This is a genomic window from Paenibacillus glycanilyticus NBRC 16618 (genome assembly GCF_004000805.1).
GTDB classification, from domain to species: domain Bacteria; phylum Bacillota; class Bacilli; order Paenibacillales; family Paenibacillaceae; genus Pristimantibacillus; species Pristimantibacillus glycanilyticus.
In genome coordinates this window covers 109,619-125,359 of sequence record NZ_BILY01000010.1, presented here as the reverse complement: position 1 = coordinate 125,359, position 15,741 = coordinate 109,619, and the positions used below count along the sequence as shown (strand labels likewise).

The 15,741-nt window shown below is 50.9% G+C and carries 17 protein-coding genes; all 17 read left to right on the top strand.

The window, feature by feature from the left end:
* The first annotated feature begins 9 nt into the window (after positions 1 to 9).
* The 17 genes from ribH (at position 10) to PGL01S_RS10430 (ending at position 15,391) form a co-directional block, all read left to right on the top strand.
* Positions 10 to 480 carry a 6,7-dimethyl-8-ribityllumazine synthase gene (ribH, locus tag PGL01S_RS10510; protein ID WP_015843951.1) on the top strand — a complete coding sequence of 157 codons (471 nt, stop codon included), beginning with the start codon at positions 10 to 12 and terminating at the stop codon, positions 478 to 480.
* 76 nt (positions 481 to 556) lie between these two features.
* Positions 557 to 1,336, top strand: coding sequence for a segregation and condensation protein A (locus PGL01S_RS10505; RefSeq protein WP_127494272.1), 780 nt, complete (start codon positions 557 to 559; stop codon positions 1,334 to 1,336).
* Positions 1,305 to 1,925: an SMC-Scp complex subunit ScpB gene (scpB, locus tag PGL01S_RS10500; protein WP_127494270.1), complete on the top strand. Its 621-nt coding sequence runs from the start codon at positions 1,305 to 1,307 to the stop codon at positions 1,923 to 1,925. The genes PGL01S_RS10505 and scpB overlap by 32 nt, the downstream gene beginning before the upstream one ends.
* Positions 1,926 to 2,150: 225 nt before the next feature.
* The gene (locus PGL01S_RS10495) at positions 2,151 to 3,146 is read left to right on the top strand and encodes a methionine ABC transporter ATP-binding protein (RefSeq protein WP_127494268.1); all 996 of its coding nucleotides are present in this window, start codon (positions 2,151 to 2,153) and stop codon (positions 3,144 to 3,146) included.
* On the top strand, positions 3,143 to 3,820 hold the full coding sequence (locus PGL01S_RS10490; protein ID WP_218032362.1) for a methionine ABC transporter permease: 678 nt from the start codon (positions 3,143 to 3,145) through the stop codon (positions 3,818 to 3,820). Before PGL01S_RS10495 ends, PGL01S_RS10490 begins: the two co-directional genes overlap by 4 nt.
* 45 nt (positions 3,821 to 3,865) lie before the next feature.
* On the top strand, positions 3,866 to 4,714 hold the full coding sequence (locus tag PGL01S_RS10485) for a MetQ/NlpA family ABC transporter substrate-binding protein (protein ID WP_127494266.1): 849 nt from the start codon (positions 3,866 to 3,868) through the stop codon (positions 4,712 to 4,714).
* 177 nt (positions 4,715 to 4,891) lie between these two features.
* Positions 4,892 to 5,581, top strand: coding sequence for a DUF2953 domain-containing protein (locus PGL01S_RS10480; RefSeq protein WP_127494264.1), 690 nt, complete (start codon positions 4,892 to 4,894; stop codon positions 5,579 to 5,581).
* Between the two features lie 134 nt (positions 5,582 to 5,715).
* Entirely contained in the window at positions 5,716 to 6,195 is a 480-nt protein-coding gene (gene ytfJ, locus PGL01S_RS10475) for a GerW family sporulation protein (RefSeq protein ID WP_127494261.1), read from the top strand.
* Between the two features lie 163 nt (positions 6,196 to 6,358).
* Positions 6,359 to 7,489: a D-alanyl-D-alanine carboxypeptidase family protein gene (locus tag PGL01S_RS10470; RefSeq protein WP_373864156.1), complete on the top strand. Its 1,131-nt coding sequence runs from the start codon at positions 6,359 to 6,361 to the stop codon at positions 7,487 to 7,489.
* A gap of 97 nt (positions 7,490 to 7,586) precedes the next feature.
* Positions 7,587 to 8,288, top strand: coding sequence for a nucleoside recognition domain-containing protein (locus tag PGL01S_RS10465; protein WP_127494257.1), 702 nt, complete (start codon positions 7,587 to 7,589; stop codon positions 8,286 to 8,288).
* Positions 8,281 to 8,814 carry a spore maturation protein gene (locus tag PGL01S_RS10460; protein WP_127494255.1) on the top strand — a complete coding sequence of 178 codons (534 nt, stop codon included), beginning with the start codon at positions 8,281 to 8,283 and terminating at the stop codon, positions 8,812 to 8,814. The genes PGL01S_RS10465 and PGL01S_RS10460 overlap by 8 nt, the downstream gene beginning before the upstream one ends.
* Positions 8,815 to 8,869: 55 nt before the next feature.
* Positions 8,870 to 9,613, top strand: a complete 744-nt coding sequence (locus PGL01S_RS10455) for a pseudouridine synthase (RefSeq protein ID WP_127494253.1) — start codon at positions 8,870 to 8,872, stop codon at positions 9,611 to 9,613.
* Between the two features lie 91 nt (positions 9,614 to 9,704).
* Positions 9,705 to 10,232: a redoxin domain-containing protein gene (locus PGL01S_RS10450; RefSeq protein ID WP_127494251.1), complete on the top strand. Its 528-nt coding sequence runs from the start codon at positions 9,705 to 9,707 to the stop codon at positions 10,230 to 10,232.
* Positions 10,233 to 10,253: 21 nt separating this feature from the next.
* Positions 10,254 to 11,921, top strand: coding sequence for a cytochrome c biogenesis protein ResB (resB, locus tag PGL01S_RS10445; RefSeq protein WP_127494249.1), 1,668 nt, complete (start codon positions 10,254 to 10,256; stop codon positions 11,919 to 11,921).
* Positions 11,918 to 13,177, top strand: coding sequence for a cytochrome c biogenesis protein CcsA (gene ccsA / locus PGL01S_RS10440; protein WP_127494247.1), 1,260 nt, complete (start codon positions 11,918 to 11,920; stop codon positions 13,175 to 13,177). Before resB ends, ccsA begins: the two co-directional genes overlap by 4 nt.
* Before the next feature lie 37 nt (positions 13,178 to 13,214).
* Positions 13,215 to 13,931 (top strand): response regulator transcription factor, encoded by a 717-nt coding sequence (locus tag PGL01S_RS10435; protein WP_015843966.1) that lies wholly within the window; start codon positions 13,215 to 13,217, stop codon positions 13,929 to 13,931.
* Positions 13,931 to 15,391, top strand: a complete 1,461-nt coding sequence (locus PGL01S_RS10430; protein WP_127494245.1) for a HAMP domain-containing sensor histidine kinase — start codon at positions 13,931 to 13,933, stop codon at positions 15,389 to 15,391. Before PGL01S_RS10435 ends, PGL01S_RS10430 begins: the two co-directional genes overlap by 1 nt.
* Positions 15,392 to 15,741 lie beyond the last annotated feature (350 nt).

The window sequence follows — 15,741 nt, the reverse complement described above, 5'->3', positions numbered from 1 at the left end:
GGGCTTAACATGCCAAACGTATTTGAAGCAAGCGTAGTATCGGAAGGACTTCGATTTGGGGTAGTTGTAGGACGTTTTAACGAATTTATCTCGGGTAAGCTGCTCAGCGGTGCACTTGACGGCTTCAAGCGCCATGGCGCGCAAGATAACGACGTGGATATCGCTTGGGTGCCGGGCGCATTCGAAATTCCTCTTATCGCGCAAAAAATGGCGGAAAGCGGAAAATACGATGCCGTTATTACGCTTGGCGCCGTTATCCGGGGATCAACTCCGCACTTTGACTACGTGTGCAACGAAGCAGCAAAAGGCGTAGCCGCAATCGCCCTGAAAACAGGCGTGCCAACGATTTTTGGCGTATTGACGGTGGATTCGATCGAGCAAGCCATTGAGCGTGCGGGCACAAAAGCGGGAAATAAAGGCTATGAAGCGGCTGTTTCTGCAATAGAGATGGCAAATTTGTCGAAATTACTGCATAATTAGAGTAATAGCTCAAATTATGCTGCGTTACTTGTTATAGGACGTCAGCCATTTGCGCATGGCAGGGGGATCGTAAGAAGTGACGATGCACTACAAGTTGGAATCCTTTGAAGGACCGCTCGATTTGCTGCTTCATCTTATCGATAAGTCAGAAATCGACATCCACGAGATTTCGATTAGTGAAATAACGGATCAATACATGGATTATTTAAATGCGATGAAGGAATTGGAGCTGGAGCTGACAAGCGAGTTCCTTGTTATGGCCGCTACGCTGCTGGCCATCAAGAGCAATCAGCTGCTGCCCAAACCTCCCGTGTTCGAGGATTTCTATGAAGAGTGGCCGGATGACGGGCTTGATCCGAGGGACGAGCTTATTCAGAAGCTGGTCGAATATCGTAAATTCAAGCAAATTGCAGAGCAGCTTCGGGAGAAGGAACTGGAGCGCAGCCTTATTTATTCCCGAGAGCCGGATGATATGACGCCGTATATGAAAGAAGAGATCGTCAATCCGCTCGAGGGCTTGCATATATCCGATCTGATTGCCGCATTCCAGCGGGCGCTGCGCAGAGCGGCGCGACGCAATATCGTGGCAACCGTGCAGAGGGATGAAATCTCGGTTAAGGACCGGATTCGGGACATTGTTGAGGTTCTGAAGCAGTTCGAGACCGTACGGTTCTCCCGTCTGATCCGCGAGAATATGAACAAGCATGAGGTTGTTGTGACGTTCCTTGCTATTCTGGAGCTGATGAAGATGAAACATATTCGCTGCTTCCAGCATCAGCTGTTTGATGACATCGTCATTCATTGGAGAGGAGAAGCGGCGGACAATGGATTATCCGAAGTTGAAATCGATTATTGAAGGCCTGTTATTCATGGCGGGCGACGAAGGACTAAACAAACGGCAGTTAGCCGATATTTTGCAGCTTGAGGCTGATCTGGCAGCGGATCTTGTGTACGACCTTCACAGGGATCTGTCTCGCGAGCAGCGCGGGGTGCAGGTAACGGAGGTAGCCGGGGCGTACCGGATGACCACAAATCCGGACCATGCCGCCTACTTTGAACGCATGGCGTATACGCCTACGCGTTCCCAGCTGTCGCAGGCTGCGCTTGAGACCTTATCCATTGTGGCCTATCGCCAGCCGATAACCCGTATCGATATTGAGGAGATCCGGGGCGTCAAGAGCGATCGGGCGATTCAATCGCTTGTGTCCAAGGATTTAATTGAGGAGGTCGGACGGGCCGAGGCAATCGGCAGGCCGATTTTATACGGAACCACGAAATCATTCCTGGATTATTTTGGATTGCCGAATATTAAAGCCTTGCCGGAGCCTAAACAAGTCGATATCGAAGAGGCGCTCGAGGAACAGACGCAAATGCTGTTCGAGCGTCTGGGCGAACGCCAAACAACGATTGACGAGTTTATTCCGGTTCATGACGACAAGGAATAACCGGATTGTCAGGTTTTTCTAAAGAATGGTCGAAATGTTGAACAATTGGTCCGTTATTTCCCGCTGAAGCGGGATAACGGACCTTTTTACTTTTTTATCTAGTGACAATTGCATTGAAAGTTGGTTATAATGGCGGTTGTCCTTTTTTTAAAGGAAAGGATGAACCTGTTTGAACAGGGGATTCTAGCTGTAATGGCATACGATGGATAGCAGGAGGTAATACCACTGATTGAGCTTCTGGACATAAGAAAAACTTACGGAAATAGCGTGGAAGCTGTTAAAAATATAAGCCTGACCATTAATAAAGGTGAAATATTCGGCATTATCGGACATTCCGGGGCAGGCAAGAGCACTTTGCTCCGCTGCGTGAATTTGCTGGAGCGCCCGACGTCGGGGACGGTGAAGGTAGGCGAAGTGGAGCTGACCCGGCTGTCGTCCACGCAACTGCAGAAGGAACGCCGCAGAATCGGAATGATATTTCAGCACTTTAATCTCTTGTCGATGGCGACTGTGCGCGATAATATCGCGTTTCCGCTTGAGCTTGCGAAGCTGCCAAGAACAGCCGTTAAACAACGGGTCGACGAGCTGCTTAAGCTTGTAGGGCTGGAGCAGCATGCGGATAAATATCCGGCGCAGCTCTCGGGCGGTCAGAAGCAGCGCGTGGGGATCGCCAGAGCGCTGGCGAACAACCCGGATGTGCTGCTGTGCGACGAGGCTACCTCGGCGCTTGATCCGCAGACGACAAACGCGATTCTGTCGCTTCTGATGGACATTAATCAAAAGTTGGGCATCACGATTCTGCTTATTACGCACGAGATGCATGTGATCCGCGCAATCTGCGACCGCGTTGCCGTTATTGACGGCGGCGAGATCGTCGAGATGGGGGATGTCCTCGATGTCTTCCTGAAGCCGCAGCATTCGATTACGAAGGATTTCGTCAGCCAGATTGCGGACTCCTTCGATCCGCGCGAGCTTATTGACACGAGGAGCGGCCGCCTTATCAAAATCAACTACGTTGGCGAGATTACGTACGAGCCGCTGCTGTTTAACGCAGTCAAATCGACCTCGGTTCAATTTACGATCCTGCAGGGAACCGTCTCCCGCATGAAAAATACGCCCTATGGGCAGCTGGTCATCGAATTTATCGGCGATGACGGTGAAATTGACAGGGTGCTAGACGAGCTTCGGGCGAAAGGGCTGGAAGTAGGTGATTTGAAATGATGCTGAAGCAGAACATTGACTGGAGCCAGGTGCGCTGGGAAGATATTTGGCCGGCAACCAAAGACACCTTGACGATGATTGGCGCTTCGCTGCTATTTACCGTCATTCTCGGTTTGTTAATCGGGATCATCCTTTTCCTGACCTCCAGAAAGCAGCTGCTGGAACAGCCTGTCGTGTATGGTTTATTATCGTTTGTTGTTAATATCCTGCGGTCGGTACCGTTTGTCATTCTAATGATTCTGATCATGCCGATGACAAAGCTCCTGACCGGTACAACGCTAGGCGTACAAGGCACGATTCCGCCGCTTGTCGTTGCGGCAGCGCCGTTTTTCGCCAGGTTGGTTGAAACGTCTCTCCGCGAGGTGGACAAGGGAGTTATTGAGGCAGCGCAGGCAATGGGCGCTTCCAGATGGGATATCGTCAGACGCGTCCTGCTGCTTGAAGCAAGACCGGGCTTGCTGGCGGGAATTACGATTACGGCCGTTACGCTTGTATCTTATACGGCGATGGCCGGCGTTATTGGCGGCGGCGGGCTAGGTGATCTTGCCCTGCGCTACGGTTATCAAAGATTCCAGCTTAGCGTTATGATCGTAACGGTAGCCATGCTCATTATTTTGGTTCAACTCCTGCAGATGGCAGGCGACCATTTGGTTCGCCGGTTCAGCCGGAAGTAAGGTGGACATCATAGAAGCAACATACAGAAGATGGAGGAAAGGGAAATGAAGAAATTTGGTTTTATCCTGCTTGCCCTTACGCTTGTCATCGCGTTATCCGCATGCGGCGCTAAGAAAGAAGAGAACGGCACGAACAACACTTCTGCCGGCAATGGCGGCAATGAAGTAAAAGAAGTAACCTTGAAGGTTGGCGCAACGCCGGTACCGCATGCTGAAATTCTTAATTTCATCAAGCCTGCCTTGAAGGAACAAGGCATTAATCTTGAAGTCATGGAATTCAACGACTATATTCAGCCGAATACGCAATTGTACGAGAAAGAACTGGACGCAAACTTCTTCCAGCACACGCCGTACCTTGACCAATTCAACAAAGACAAAGGTTACGACCTTGTAAGCGTTGCGGGCGTTCACATTGAGCCAATGGGCGCTTATTCCAAAAAAATCAAAAGCGCGGATGAACTGAAAGACGGCGCTAAAGTGGTTATTCCGAATGACCCGACCAACGGCGGCCGCGCGCTTCAGCTGCTTGCCGCTAATAATGTGATCAAGCTGAAAGACGGCGTAGGCGTATCCGCAACCGTGCACGACATTACCGAAAATCCGAAAAACCTGAAAATTACCGAGGTAGAAGCCGCTACTCTTCCGCGCGTTTTGGGTGAAGTCGATCTTGCTCTGATCAACTCCAACTTTGCGCTTGAAGCGGATCTTGTTCCTACGAAGGATGCAATATTCATCGAAGGCAGCGATTCGCCATACGTAAATATTCTGGTAGCCCGTCCGGACAACAAAGATTCCGATGCCATGAAGAAGCTGGCTGCGGCTCTGCAATCCCCGGATGTGAAGAAATTTATCGAAGACAAATATGCGGGGGCAATCGTTCCGGCGTTTAAATAATCGTTCGTTAAATAAACCGTACAGATTAATCTGTACGGTTTATTTTTTTTGTCTATCAATCTAGAACATTACCAGATTTACTCTTAACAGCCTTGTATTCTGAGGGGGTGCATGAAATCCGATAGCCAAGCCATACTACAAGTAACCTATTTTTCATAAAGCTGGAGGAAGCATGGAATGATCGGTTATCCGTATATTTGGGTACTCGCGGCCGGTCTCATTATTGTGCTTTTCCTTCTCATTGCCTTGGTATCGCCGGTTACGATCCAGGGAGAGATGAGACGCGATGGGGAAAATGACGACATCGAGATCAATTTCAAGGCGCTCTTCGGATTATTGCGCTATAAGCTGAAGATTCGCTCGATTGATTTCAGCGGCAAGGCGATCCGTCTGCATGAGCATTTAATGGGTACAAGCATCGGTATGAGCAGCAAGGACGAGAAGCACGATGAAATTGACACTCACCGCGTAATGGCTGGAATCGAGAAATATAAACGAGCCGCTGCATTGACGTACAATCTCTCTCATTGGGCCAAACAAACGTTAGCGAAGATCAGGCTGGAAGAGTGGAAGTGGTCGACTGCCGTAGGCACGGGAGATGCGATGTGGACAGCAATGGCGACGGGTGCGCTCTGGTCGGTCAAAACAACGACCTTGGGCGTGTTATCCCAATTCGTGAAGCTGAGGGCCGAGCCGAGAGTGGATGTGCAGCCCGTGTATGCGCAGGCTTGCTTCCGAACGGAATGGAATTGTATCGCCAAAATTGGATTGGGCAATGCCATCATGGCAGGCTTGCACCTCCTTGTTCGCCTCAGGAATGCAAAAGAAGGCGTTCAGGCTTGGCGAAGCTTGCTGTTTAAAGCATAAAACGCTTAGGGCTAATTCAAGACTGACGGTTGGTTTCATACATAGTCCGTTACCGGAATGAGCAGAATACCAAAAGTGTAGGCGAGTCCTCATCCTTTACGCACAAACACAAATTCACTTCAGGAGGAGTCACAATGCCAGAACATCCGATTCAAGGCCTCATGCAGACCGCAATGGAAAATATCAAAGAGATGGTCGACGTTAACACGATCGTCGGCGATCCTGTTCAAACGCCGGACGGCAGCATTATTATGCCGATCTCCAAGGTTGGCTTCGGCTTCGTGGCTGGCGGCAGCGATATCCGCTTTGACGGTTCAACTTCGCATGATCACTCGTCGTCGTCATCCGATGGCCACAACCATCATAATGCCGGGGTTGCGGGTCCGTTTGGCGGCGGCAGCGGCGGAGGCGTCTCGATTACCCCAATTGCCTTTCTTGTGGTTGGCACGCATGGCGTGAAGATTGTACCGCTTGATAACCAAACGCATCTGATGGAGCGCATTATCGATTCGGCTCCTGTCGTATTCGATAAAGTGCAGCATATGTTCAGGACATCAGCCAACAAACATGAACATCATGACTATATCACAGATGGTAACGACACCCTCATCTAGGGAAACTGCCCGCAAGGGCAGTTTTTCGTTTTAGGGCATGTCTTAATTTGCCCCTTCTAAGCATATACTGTACAAGGTGAGGGCTGACGATAGGAAAGGAGCAGCGAAAGACGTGATAGGAAGACAGCTTCGCCGAATAGGAATCGCCTTATGGGCGGCAAGTTTGATTTGGGGGACAAGCTTTACAGCACCCGTGCACGCGGCGCCAAATCCGTATCGCACAAGCGCAAATGCCTCGGCGTTGGTTGATGTGAAGTCGGGCAGAATTCTTTATAGCGAGAATGGAGACCAATCGATGCGAATTGCCAGTCTGACCAAAATCATGACGGCGATTGTTGCGATCGAGCATGGCAAACTGTCAGATCAAGTGAAGACAAGCAACAGAGCAGTTGGCAAAGAAGGCTCTTCCATTTATCTGCAGCTGGGCGAGGAAATGACCCTTCTCAATATGCTATACGGTCTTATGCTGCGTTCAGGCAATGATGCGGCGACGGCAATCGCCGAGCATGTAGGAGGCTCGGAGGAAGGTTTTGTCCATCTTATGAACGAGAAAGCCGAAATGCTTGGTTTGACGAATACCCAATTCAAAAACCCGCATGGTCTGGATGCAGAAGGACATTACTCATCCGCCAATGACCTTGCCAAGCTGACGGCATACGCGCTCCGTAATCCCGTATTTGCCGAAATCGTGAGCACCAAGGTCAAAAGCGTTCCGAATCCTCATGAGAAGTGGCAATACAGCTGGACGAACAAAAACAAAATGCTGGCGATGTATGAGGGTGCGGATGGCGTTAAAACGGGTTATACCAAAAAAGCGCTGCGCTGTCTGGTCAGCTCGGCGACACGTAACGGACAGCAGCTGGCTGCCGTTACCCTGAATGACCGCGACGACTGGGTAGATCACAGTCAGATGCTGGACTGGGGCTTTAAACATTATCCGCTGATGGAAGTGGCAAGCAAAGGTCAATCGATTGCCGGGTATCCGTTAGCCGTAGGTAATTCCTTTTATTATCCGTTAGCCGAAGAGGAGCGGGGCAGTCTGCAATCTCGGCTGGTCGTTCTTGATATGGCAACGATGAACTATAAGCTTGGGGAACGCGGTGCGCTTGAATGGTATTTAAACGAAAAGAAAATCGGATCCATTCCCGTTTACGATATCGGAAGCGCGAGAATGAGCCTGCCCGAACGCAAGCCGATGTCGGATGCCGCATTGCTTCTCGATTACAAAAAAGCTTCCAGAGGGCATGAAAGCTTCATACATTCGATAACTGCTGTTATCGGTGCACTATTTTGAAATATAGGCCATTTACACGGCTTGTATTTCGCACGCGAAACGAATGCTGCTTATTGCAGCCGTTTACGCTTGGCTAATCGGGGGAGGTAAGCCAATTATGGTGAACTGGATATGGTTGTTTTTTATTGTTGTAAGCGTGGTTGTGGCGGCTGTTAACGGACGGATTGATGCGGTGACGCAGGCGGCATTCGATGGCGCCAAATCCGGGGTGACCATCAGCTTCGGGTTAATCAGCATTATGGTATTCTGGCTGGGGATGATGCGGATTGCGGAGGATGCAGGGGTGCTGAAAAAAATGGCCAAGCTGTTGAGTCCGGTTGTACGCTGGTTATTCCCGGACGTTCCGGCCAATCATCCGGCAATGGGCTATATAATGAGCAACCTGAGCGCTAATCTGTTCGGATTAGGCAATGCCGCCACGCCAATGGGGATTAAAGCCATGCAGGAGCTGCAAAAGCTTAATCCGGATCAAGAGACGGCAACGCCCGCTATGTGCACGCTTCTTGCGTTAAATACGTCCAGCATTACGCTTGTTCCTACTACTTTAATTGCAATCCGGATGAATTACGGTTCGGCTAATCCTGCGGAGATCGTTGGTACGACGCTTGCGGCAACCTTTGTTGCGACAGGCGCCGCTATTCTTGCGGACCGATGGTACCGCAGGAGGTCGGGACCGCCTCCGGCAAATAAACAATACACCTCGGATAAAACATCCGGCAAGGCATTGCCGGCTCATACTGCCATGGATCCTCCGATATCGGCCGTCTCGACGGTTAAGGGAGGTGGCGATCGTGTTTGAGTGGTTTACCCGCGTTTCGGCTTGGCTTATTCCCGCCATTATCGTATTTATTCCTTTATATGCGGCATTCCGGAAAGTCCCTGTCTACGAAACCTTTGTAGAAGGCGCAAAAGACGGCTTTGGCACGGCCATTAACATAATTCCCTCCTTGGTTGGCATGATGGTAGCCATCAGTATGTTCCGCGCGTCTGGCGCCATGGATTTGATGCTTGGCGCCGTGCGTCCGTTGTTTGATTGGCTCAGTATTCCGACGGAAGTTTTGCCTCTAGGCATTTTGCGGCCGCTTACGGGAGCGGGCTCGCTTGCATTTACGGCCGATCTTATCGCCACGCATGGACCGGATTCCATGATTGGCCGCATTGCGTCCACGATTCAAGGCAGCACGGATACAACCCTTTACGTGCTGACGGTTTATTTTGGCGCCATTGGCATCCGCAAGACCAAATACGCGTTAAAAGTGGGCTTATTCTCGGATTTAGTCGGATTTTTGGCCGCAATTATGATCTGCATGTACATATTCAAGTAGCTCGCGCTTGTGCTTTCCCTCCCATATCGTTATGATGGAGGTTGAGGTGAAAGCATTGGAACGTTTACAGAAAATATTAGCGCAAGCGGGCGTCGCATCCCGTCGAAAATGCGAAGAGCTTATTCTTGCCGGTGCCGTTGAGGTCAATGGCGAGAAAGTGACGACGCTCGGAGTAAAAGCGGATCCGGCAACGGATGAAATTACGGTGAATGGCAAGCCGATCCGCAGCGAGAAAAAAATCTATTTGATGCTGAACAAACCAAGAGGTGTCATCACAAGCGCCAAGGATCCGCAAGGGCGCAAAGTGGTGGCTGATTTTTTGCCCGGCATCAGAGAGCGCGTGTATCCGGTCGGACGTTTGGATTACGATACGGAAGGACTGCTGCTTCTTACGAATGACGGGGAGTTCGCTAACCTCCTTACGCATCCGAGTCATCACGTGCCTAAGACCTATTACGCAACCGTAAAAGGCGTACCGCACGGATCGCTTCTGGATCAGCTGAAGAAGGGCGTTATGCTGGAGGATGGCATGACGGCGCCAGCGGAGGTCGAATATCAGGATATCGACGAAGAGAAAAATATGTCGACCATCCGCATTACGATCTACGAGGGACGCAATCGTCAGGTGCGCCGCATGTTTGATGCGATCAAGCATCCGGTTCTGAAGCTGAGACGCGTGAAATTCGGCGAACTTGGTCTTCGCACGCTAGCCAGAGGACAGTTCAGACACCTTACTCCGGTTGAGGTTAAGGAGCTTCGGGACCAGGCTCGCAAGACACATAAAGTTCATAAAAAGTAAACGGCGGCAGCGGTTATTGCCGCCCATTTTTCGTTATAATGAGTGTATTATTAGCTGACATCAATGGTGAAATGTAGGTGATGGGACGGGAATGGGCAAGTATCGAAAAACGGTGCAAATTGTCATTCTGCTTGCCGTGCTAGTTGTAGGCGGATATGCCATTGGCAATACCCTATTCGCCGCTAGGGACGAAGGGATCCCGAAGATCGGGGAACAGCCGCCCGAGTTTACGCTGGCCGATTTGCAGGGCAATACGCACAATCTTTCCGATTATAAAGGCAAGGCCGTTGTCATTAACTTCTGGGGGAGCTTCTGCCCGCCTTGCGTGAAGGAAATGCCGGAATTCGAGCGCCAGTTCGAGAAATGGAAGGACTCGGGTCTTGAGGTGCTTGCGATCAACCTAAGCGAAGATACGCTTACGGTTAACAACTTCGTGCGCAGATTTGACCTGAGTTATCCGATATTGCGCGACGTGAACCGAAAGACGGAGCGGAAATACGGGCTGGAATCCTACCCGACAACCTTTTTTGTCAAGCCGGACGGGACCATTCTGGATGTATTTGTAGGCGGGATGAGCGAGCAGGACATCGATTCCCGTGTAGACAAACTGCTGCAGTAAAGCTGACTAGGAGGTTTCACGGTGTTATCGCTACATAACACGAAATGCGAATGCGGGCATCAGAATGCGGTTGGAACGGTCTTGTGCGAGAGCTGCGGCAAGCCGCTCATGGAAGACGCAGAGAATGATGCCCCTCTTGAAATGCGTTACGACGGTGTTGCTCGCCGGTCGCAGAAGAGCAATCCGAACCCGATCGATAAAATTTGGAATTTCTTCTCGTCCGTCAAAATCGCCGTTTACTTAATCGTAATTACGCTGGTAACGGCTATGCTGGGTACGATCTACCCTCAGGAAGGGTCCTTCTTGAACAATTTCAAGCCTTCCGTGTATTACGAGGAAACCTACGGGCTGCCCGGCAAGATTTATTATAAGCTAGGCTTGTCTCATACATACGATTCATGGTGGTTTATTACGCTGCTGGTCATGATCGGCACATCGCTCGTCATCTGCAGCCTCGACCGCGTGTTGCCGCTGTATAGAGCGCTCAGCAAACAGCAAATCCGCAAGCATCTGCGTTTTATTAACAGACAAAAGGCGGTTTACAGCGGTCAGCTGGAAGGTGACGCGGAAGAATGGGTCAAGCAGTTCTCCGCGCATCTGAAGAAAAAGCATTACAAGATCCATACAGACGGTACGGCCATGCTTGCCGAGAAGAACCGTTTCAGCCGCTGGGGTCCTTATATTAATCACATCGGTCTTATCTTGTTCCTGCTGGCTATCCTTGCCCGGAGTCTTCCGGGATGGCAAATGGACAGTTACGTCAGTATTCCCGATGGCGATACGGTGCAAATCGAAGGTACGAATTACTTTGTGAAGAACGAGAAGTTCTCCGTCGAGTATTACAAGGATGAAGAACTGCCGCCCGAGCTCAAAGGAACGATCCGCGCAAAGCGTTACGAGACGGCCGCGATCCTCTATAAATGCACGGAAAATTGCGGGGACAATGCCGCAGGCGAACCGGTTCTGAAGGAAATAAAGAAACAGGAAATCCTGGTCAACCATCCTCTTAAATACGACGGAATCAAGCTGTATCAGTTCGATTACGACGTAACGCCTAAGCTGAAGAGCGTAAGCCCAGTTCTTATAAACAAGGAAACAGGAGAATCTTACGGACCGTTTGAGCTTCCGATGAAGGATGCGCCGCTGGATTATACGCTTGGGCCTTACAAAATGAAGCTTGCCGCCAATTACATGGAATTCGGTATCGGGGAAGACGGGGAACCCGTTACGCTCAGCCGGGATCCGAATGCGCCTGCTTTTATTTTCTTGATTACGGGTCCCGGCTTGCCGGAGAAAGGCCAGCCTTATATTTATTTCCCGATGCAAAAGGATAAAGAAAAGTTTGATCAGGACAAGCTTAATGCTTCCATCGCGGACAAACTGGAGATCAAGGTAAACGGCATGGAAAACGTTCATTTTGCCGAAGCCTCCACCTATCTGAATGTCCGCAAAGATAAAGCTTTGACTTATGTCTGGTACGGCGCCGCCATTTCGATGCTTGGCCTGCTGCTAGGCTCTTATTGGCAGCACCGCCGGATTTGGCTGCGCATAGATGACGGCAAGCTGTCGCTTGGCGCGCATACAAACAAAAACTGGTACGGCATGCGAGCAGACGTGGCTTACGCGCTCCGGAAATCCGGAATTGACGTAGATCCGAAGTCGCTCGATAACGGAGGGAATAACGCGTGAGTTATGTCGATTTCAGCAGCGATGCCTTTATCGCCGCCTTCTTCCTGTATTGCTTTGCATTCCTGTTCTATGTGGTAACGATTGCAGGGAAAAAATGGAGCAATCGCGATCCGATTAAGCATGAACAACGCTGGTCGCGAATTTCGTTCGTCACCTCGACGCTTGGCCTTATCGCTCATCTGACCTTCTTCTTTACACGGTGGATCGGAAGCGGCCAAATTCCGACAAGCAACATGTACGAATTTATTACCTTCCTTGGCATGGCTATTATGATCGCGTTTACAATCGTATACGCGATCTACCGCAAGCCCTTGCTCGGGATGTTCGCTTTGCCGCTGGTCGTCCTGGTTGTTGCTTATGCCTCGGTATTCCCGCAGGAAGTGCAGCCGCTTATTCCGGCGCTAAGCTCCATCTGGCTGAAAGTGCACGTAACGACCGCCGCGCTTGGCGAAGCCTTCTTCGCCGTAGGTTTTGCGGCCGGTCTGATGTACTTGCTTCGCGTGGTTGATTTCAAGCAAACCTCGAAGGAAGCTAAACGGGATCAGTTTTGGGTAGAATTCTCTTTATATACGATTGTTCTTGTCATTGGATTCATCGCGATTGTATTTATTTTCAGAGGGGCAGGGTATCAGGCTACCTTTACGCAAGAGAATGTCACGATCGACAGCAAAGGCGTGGATCACTCCTCGACGGATACGGCGGAATATACGCTGCCGCCAATCGTAAAGCCTTATAACAGCACGGCAGACCATATGGATTCTTTCCTTGGCATGGATAAGCCGCTGTTTGAAGCGCCTAGCTGGATGAAAGGCGTTAACGCCGGACGCAAGCTTAATACGGTTATCTGGTCGGTTATTGCGGGCTCGATTCTTTACGGCCTTATTCGTCTCTTGTTCCGCAAACGGATCGGCGCCGTTATTCATCCGCTTATGGGAGACATTGATCCGGATGATCTCGACGAGATCAGCTACAGGGCAATCGCCATCGGCTTCCCGGTCTTTACGTTAGGCGCGCTTATCTTCGCGATGATATGGGCGAATATCGCGTGGGGCCGCTTCTGGGGATGGGATCCGAAGGAAGTATGGGCGCTTATCTCCTGGCTGTACTACAGCGCTTATCTGCATTTCCGTTTATCGCGCGGCTGGCAGGGCAAACGTTCTTCTTGGCTCGCGGTTATCGGCTTTGTCGTCATTCTATTCACCTTGGTTGGGGTTAACCTTGTCATCGCTGGTTTACACTCCTACGCAGGCGTATAATATCTTATAGAAATTGTTTTGAAAGGAGCAACACCGCATGTCCGACTATGCAAGCCGTATTCTTGTGGTAGATGACGAGGAACGGATTCGTCGTTTGCTGAAAATGTATTTGGAGAAGGAAGGCTATTTAATCGATGAAGCGGAAGACGGTGAGACGGCGCTTCGGCTCGCTACCGTAACCGATTATGCGCTTATTCTGCTCGATGTCATGCTTCCGGGCATTGACGGCGTGGAGGTGTGCTCCCGTTTGCGGCAAGTAAAAGCAACGCCTGTAATTATGCTCACGGCCAAAGGGGAAGAAATGAACCGGGTGCAAGGATTCGAGGTTGGCGCAGACGACTATGTCGTCAAGCCGTTTAGTCCCCGGGAGGTCATCTATCGGGTGAAGGCGATTTTGCGCCGCTCGTCGGCTACGGCCTTTTTGACAAAAGAAGTGAACTCGAGCAACAACATCGTATTCCCTCATCTTGTTATCGAGCATGATGCGCACCGCGTATCGGCCGGCGGACAAGAGGTCAGCTTAACGCCAAAGGAATACGAGCTGCTTCATTACCTGGCCGTATCGCCTGACAAAGTTTTCTCGCGCGAAGAGCTGCTGAAGGATGTATGGAACTATGAGTTCTTTGGCGATCTTCGGACGGTTGACACTCATGTGAAACGTCTTCGCGAGAAATTGAACAAAGTATCGCCCGATGCGGCTTCCATGATTACAACGGTATGGGGCGTCGGATACAAGCTTGAGGTGCCGAAGTAATGAGGCTGCTTAAGCGCTGGGGGCATTTCGCCCTGCATACAGTGGTCGGGAAGCTGTGGTGGACGATTATGTTTCTCGTCGCCCTTGTCCTTGTTATTCTCGGGACGTTCCTGCTCCAGTATATCGATATTGCCTTTAAAGATTCCCAGCATCAGATAAAAGTGCTGTTTATTGTGGTGGCAATTCTTGGCTTCCTGCTATCTACGTTCTTTGCTTTCTTCTTATCGTCTAGGATTCAACAGCCTTTGCTGCAGTTGAAGAGAGCGGCGGATTCCATCGCAGGCGGCAATTATAAGACGCGGGTGCAAATCCGGTCTTCGGATGAAATCGGCGATCTGGCCAAAACCTTTAACCATATGACCGAGCAGTTAGGTACGCTGATCGATGATTTGAATCACGAGAAAGAGCATCTGTCCAGCATATTGCGGAGTATGGGGGATGCGGTGATCACGTTTGACGCCGATGGGGAGGTCATTCTGACGAACCCGCCGGGGCATATGCTGGTAAGCCGCTGGTCCGATCTGGAGATGGACATCGATTGGGAAGAGGAAGAAGCGCCTCCGTTCCACAGCGTGCCCGGCCCTCTGCGCGATACGTTTGAGCGCGTGATGCAATCCGGACGCGACTGTACCAATAAAGTACAGGTTATCAACAACGTATGGTCCGTTGTGATGGCCCCTCTGCAAAATGACGGGGTTGTCCGCGGTGCGGTTGCCGTGATCCGGAATGTAACGGAGGAGCATAAGCTTGAGAAGCTGCGCCGGGATTTTGTCGCGAACGTTTCGCACGAGATCCGAACGCCGCTCTCCATGCTGCAGGGATACAGCGAAGCGCTGCTCGACGATATCGTTGCTTCGCCGGAAGAAAGGAAAGAGCTCGTCCAGGTTATCTACGATGAATCGCTTCGGATGGGCAGACTCGTTAACGACTTCCTTGACATGGCCCGGATGGAAGCCGGTCACGTGGAGCTTAGCCTGCAGGAATTCGATCTGCGCAATGTCATCCGCCGGGTTCACCGGAAGTTCCAGGTGTATGCGAAGGAACGCGACGTCAGCTTGATTGCCGATCTTCCGGATACGCCGCTTGCCGTACGCGAAGCGGACGAAGACCGGATTGAGCAGGTATTGACGAATCTGATGGATAATGCGCTTCGTCATACGCCAGCCGGCAAATCCATTAAGATAGCAGGTCAATTGGCTGCGATCAACAACCTTAAGTTTGTAAAGCTGATTGTAGCGGATGAAGGGCAAGGGATCCCAAGCGAGGATGTGCCTTATATCTTCGAACGATTCTACAAAGCCGACAAGGCCCGCAAACGCGGTGCATCGGGCGGTACAGGACTTGGACTTGCCATCGTTAAAAACATAATTACGCAGCATAACGGCCGCATTGAAGTCGACAGCGTCCTTGGAAAAGGCACGACATTCACCTTGCTGCTGCCTGTCGAATCCAATCAATAGATGTCAATACGCTCCCTTCGGGGGGCGTTTTTTTGTTGAATGAGGGGGATTAATCTTGTTGTTCGTGGAACATGATGTGGTTTTTGTTGTTTCGCGGCGGAGTGCTTGTCGCCGGATATGGCATTTAAGGAGGGGCTGGATAGCTCGGGCACCGGGGGAACGCTCCTTCGGCCGCTGTTGCCGGTCCATTGCCTTTGATTGGAATTGGGCCGGGGGAGGCAATGGACACGACAAAGGCGGACGCTGCGCTCCGAGAGGAGCGTTCCCCCTAACCCCTCGCGAGCCCCTCGGCCGTGCGCGCTTCGCGCTGGCCGCGAAAAGACAAATGCCACACCATGAAGTGGTGTGGC

What these genes read in the sequence shown, in the direction of transcription:
- PGL01S_RS10430 (WP_127494245.1), top strand. Translation starts at nt 13,931, where the DNA reads ATGAGGCTGCTTAAGCGCTGGGGGCATTTCGCCCTGCATACAGTGGTC.
- PGL01S_RS10485 (WP_127494266.1), top strand. Translation starts at nt 3,866, where the DNA reads ATGAAGAAATTTGGTTTTATCCTGCTTGCCCTTACGCTTGTCATCGCG.
- PGL01S_RS10435 (WP_015843966.1), top strand. Translation starts at nt 13,215, where the DNA reads ATGTCCGACTATGCAAGCCGTATTCTTGTGGTAGATGACGAGGAACGG.
- PGL01S_RS10490 (WP_218032362.1), top strand. Translation starts at nt 3,143, where the DNA reads ATGATGCTGAAGCAGAACATTGACTGGAGCCAGGTGCGCTGGGAAGAT.
- PGL01S_RS10450 (WP_127494251.1), top strand. Translation starts at nt 9,705, where the DNA reads ATGGGCAAGTATCGAAAAACGGTGCAAATTGTCATTCTGCTTGCCGTG.
- PGL01S_RS10465 (WP_127494257.1), top strand. Translation starts at nt 7,587, where the DNA reads ATGGTGAACTGGATATGGTTGTTTTTTATTGTTGTAAGCGTGGTTGTG.
- ribH (WP_015843951.1), top strand. Translation starts at nt 10, where the DNA reads ATGCCAAACGTATTTGAAGCAAGCGTAGTATCGGAAGGACTTCGATTT.
- scpB (WP_127494270.1), top strand. Translation starts at nt 1,305, where the DNA reads ATGGATTATCCGAAGTTGAAATCGATTATTGAAGGCCTGTTATTCATG.
- PGL01S_RS10480 (WP_127494264.1), top strand. Translation starts at nt 4,892, where the DNA reads ATGATCGGTTATCCGTATATTTGGGTACTCGCGGCCGGTCTCATTATT.
- ytfJ (WP_127494261.1), top strand. Translation starts at nt 5,716, where the DNA reads ATGCCAGAACATCCGATTCAAGGCCTCATGCAGACCGCAATGGAAAAT.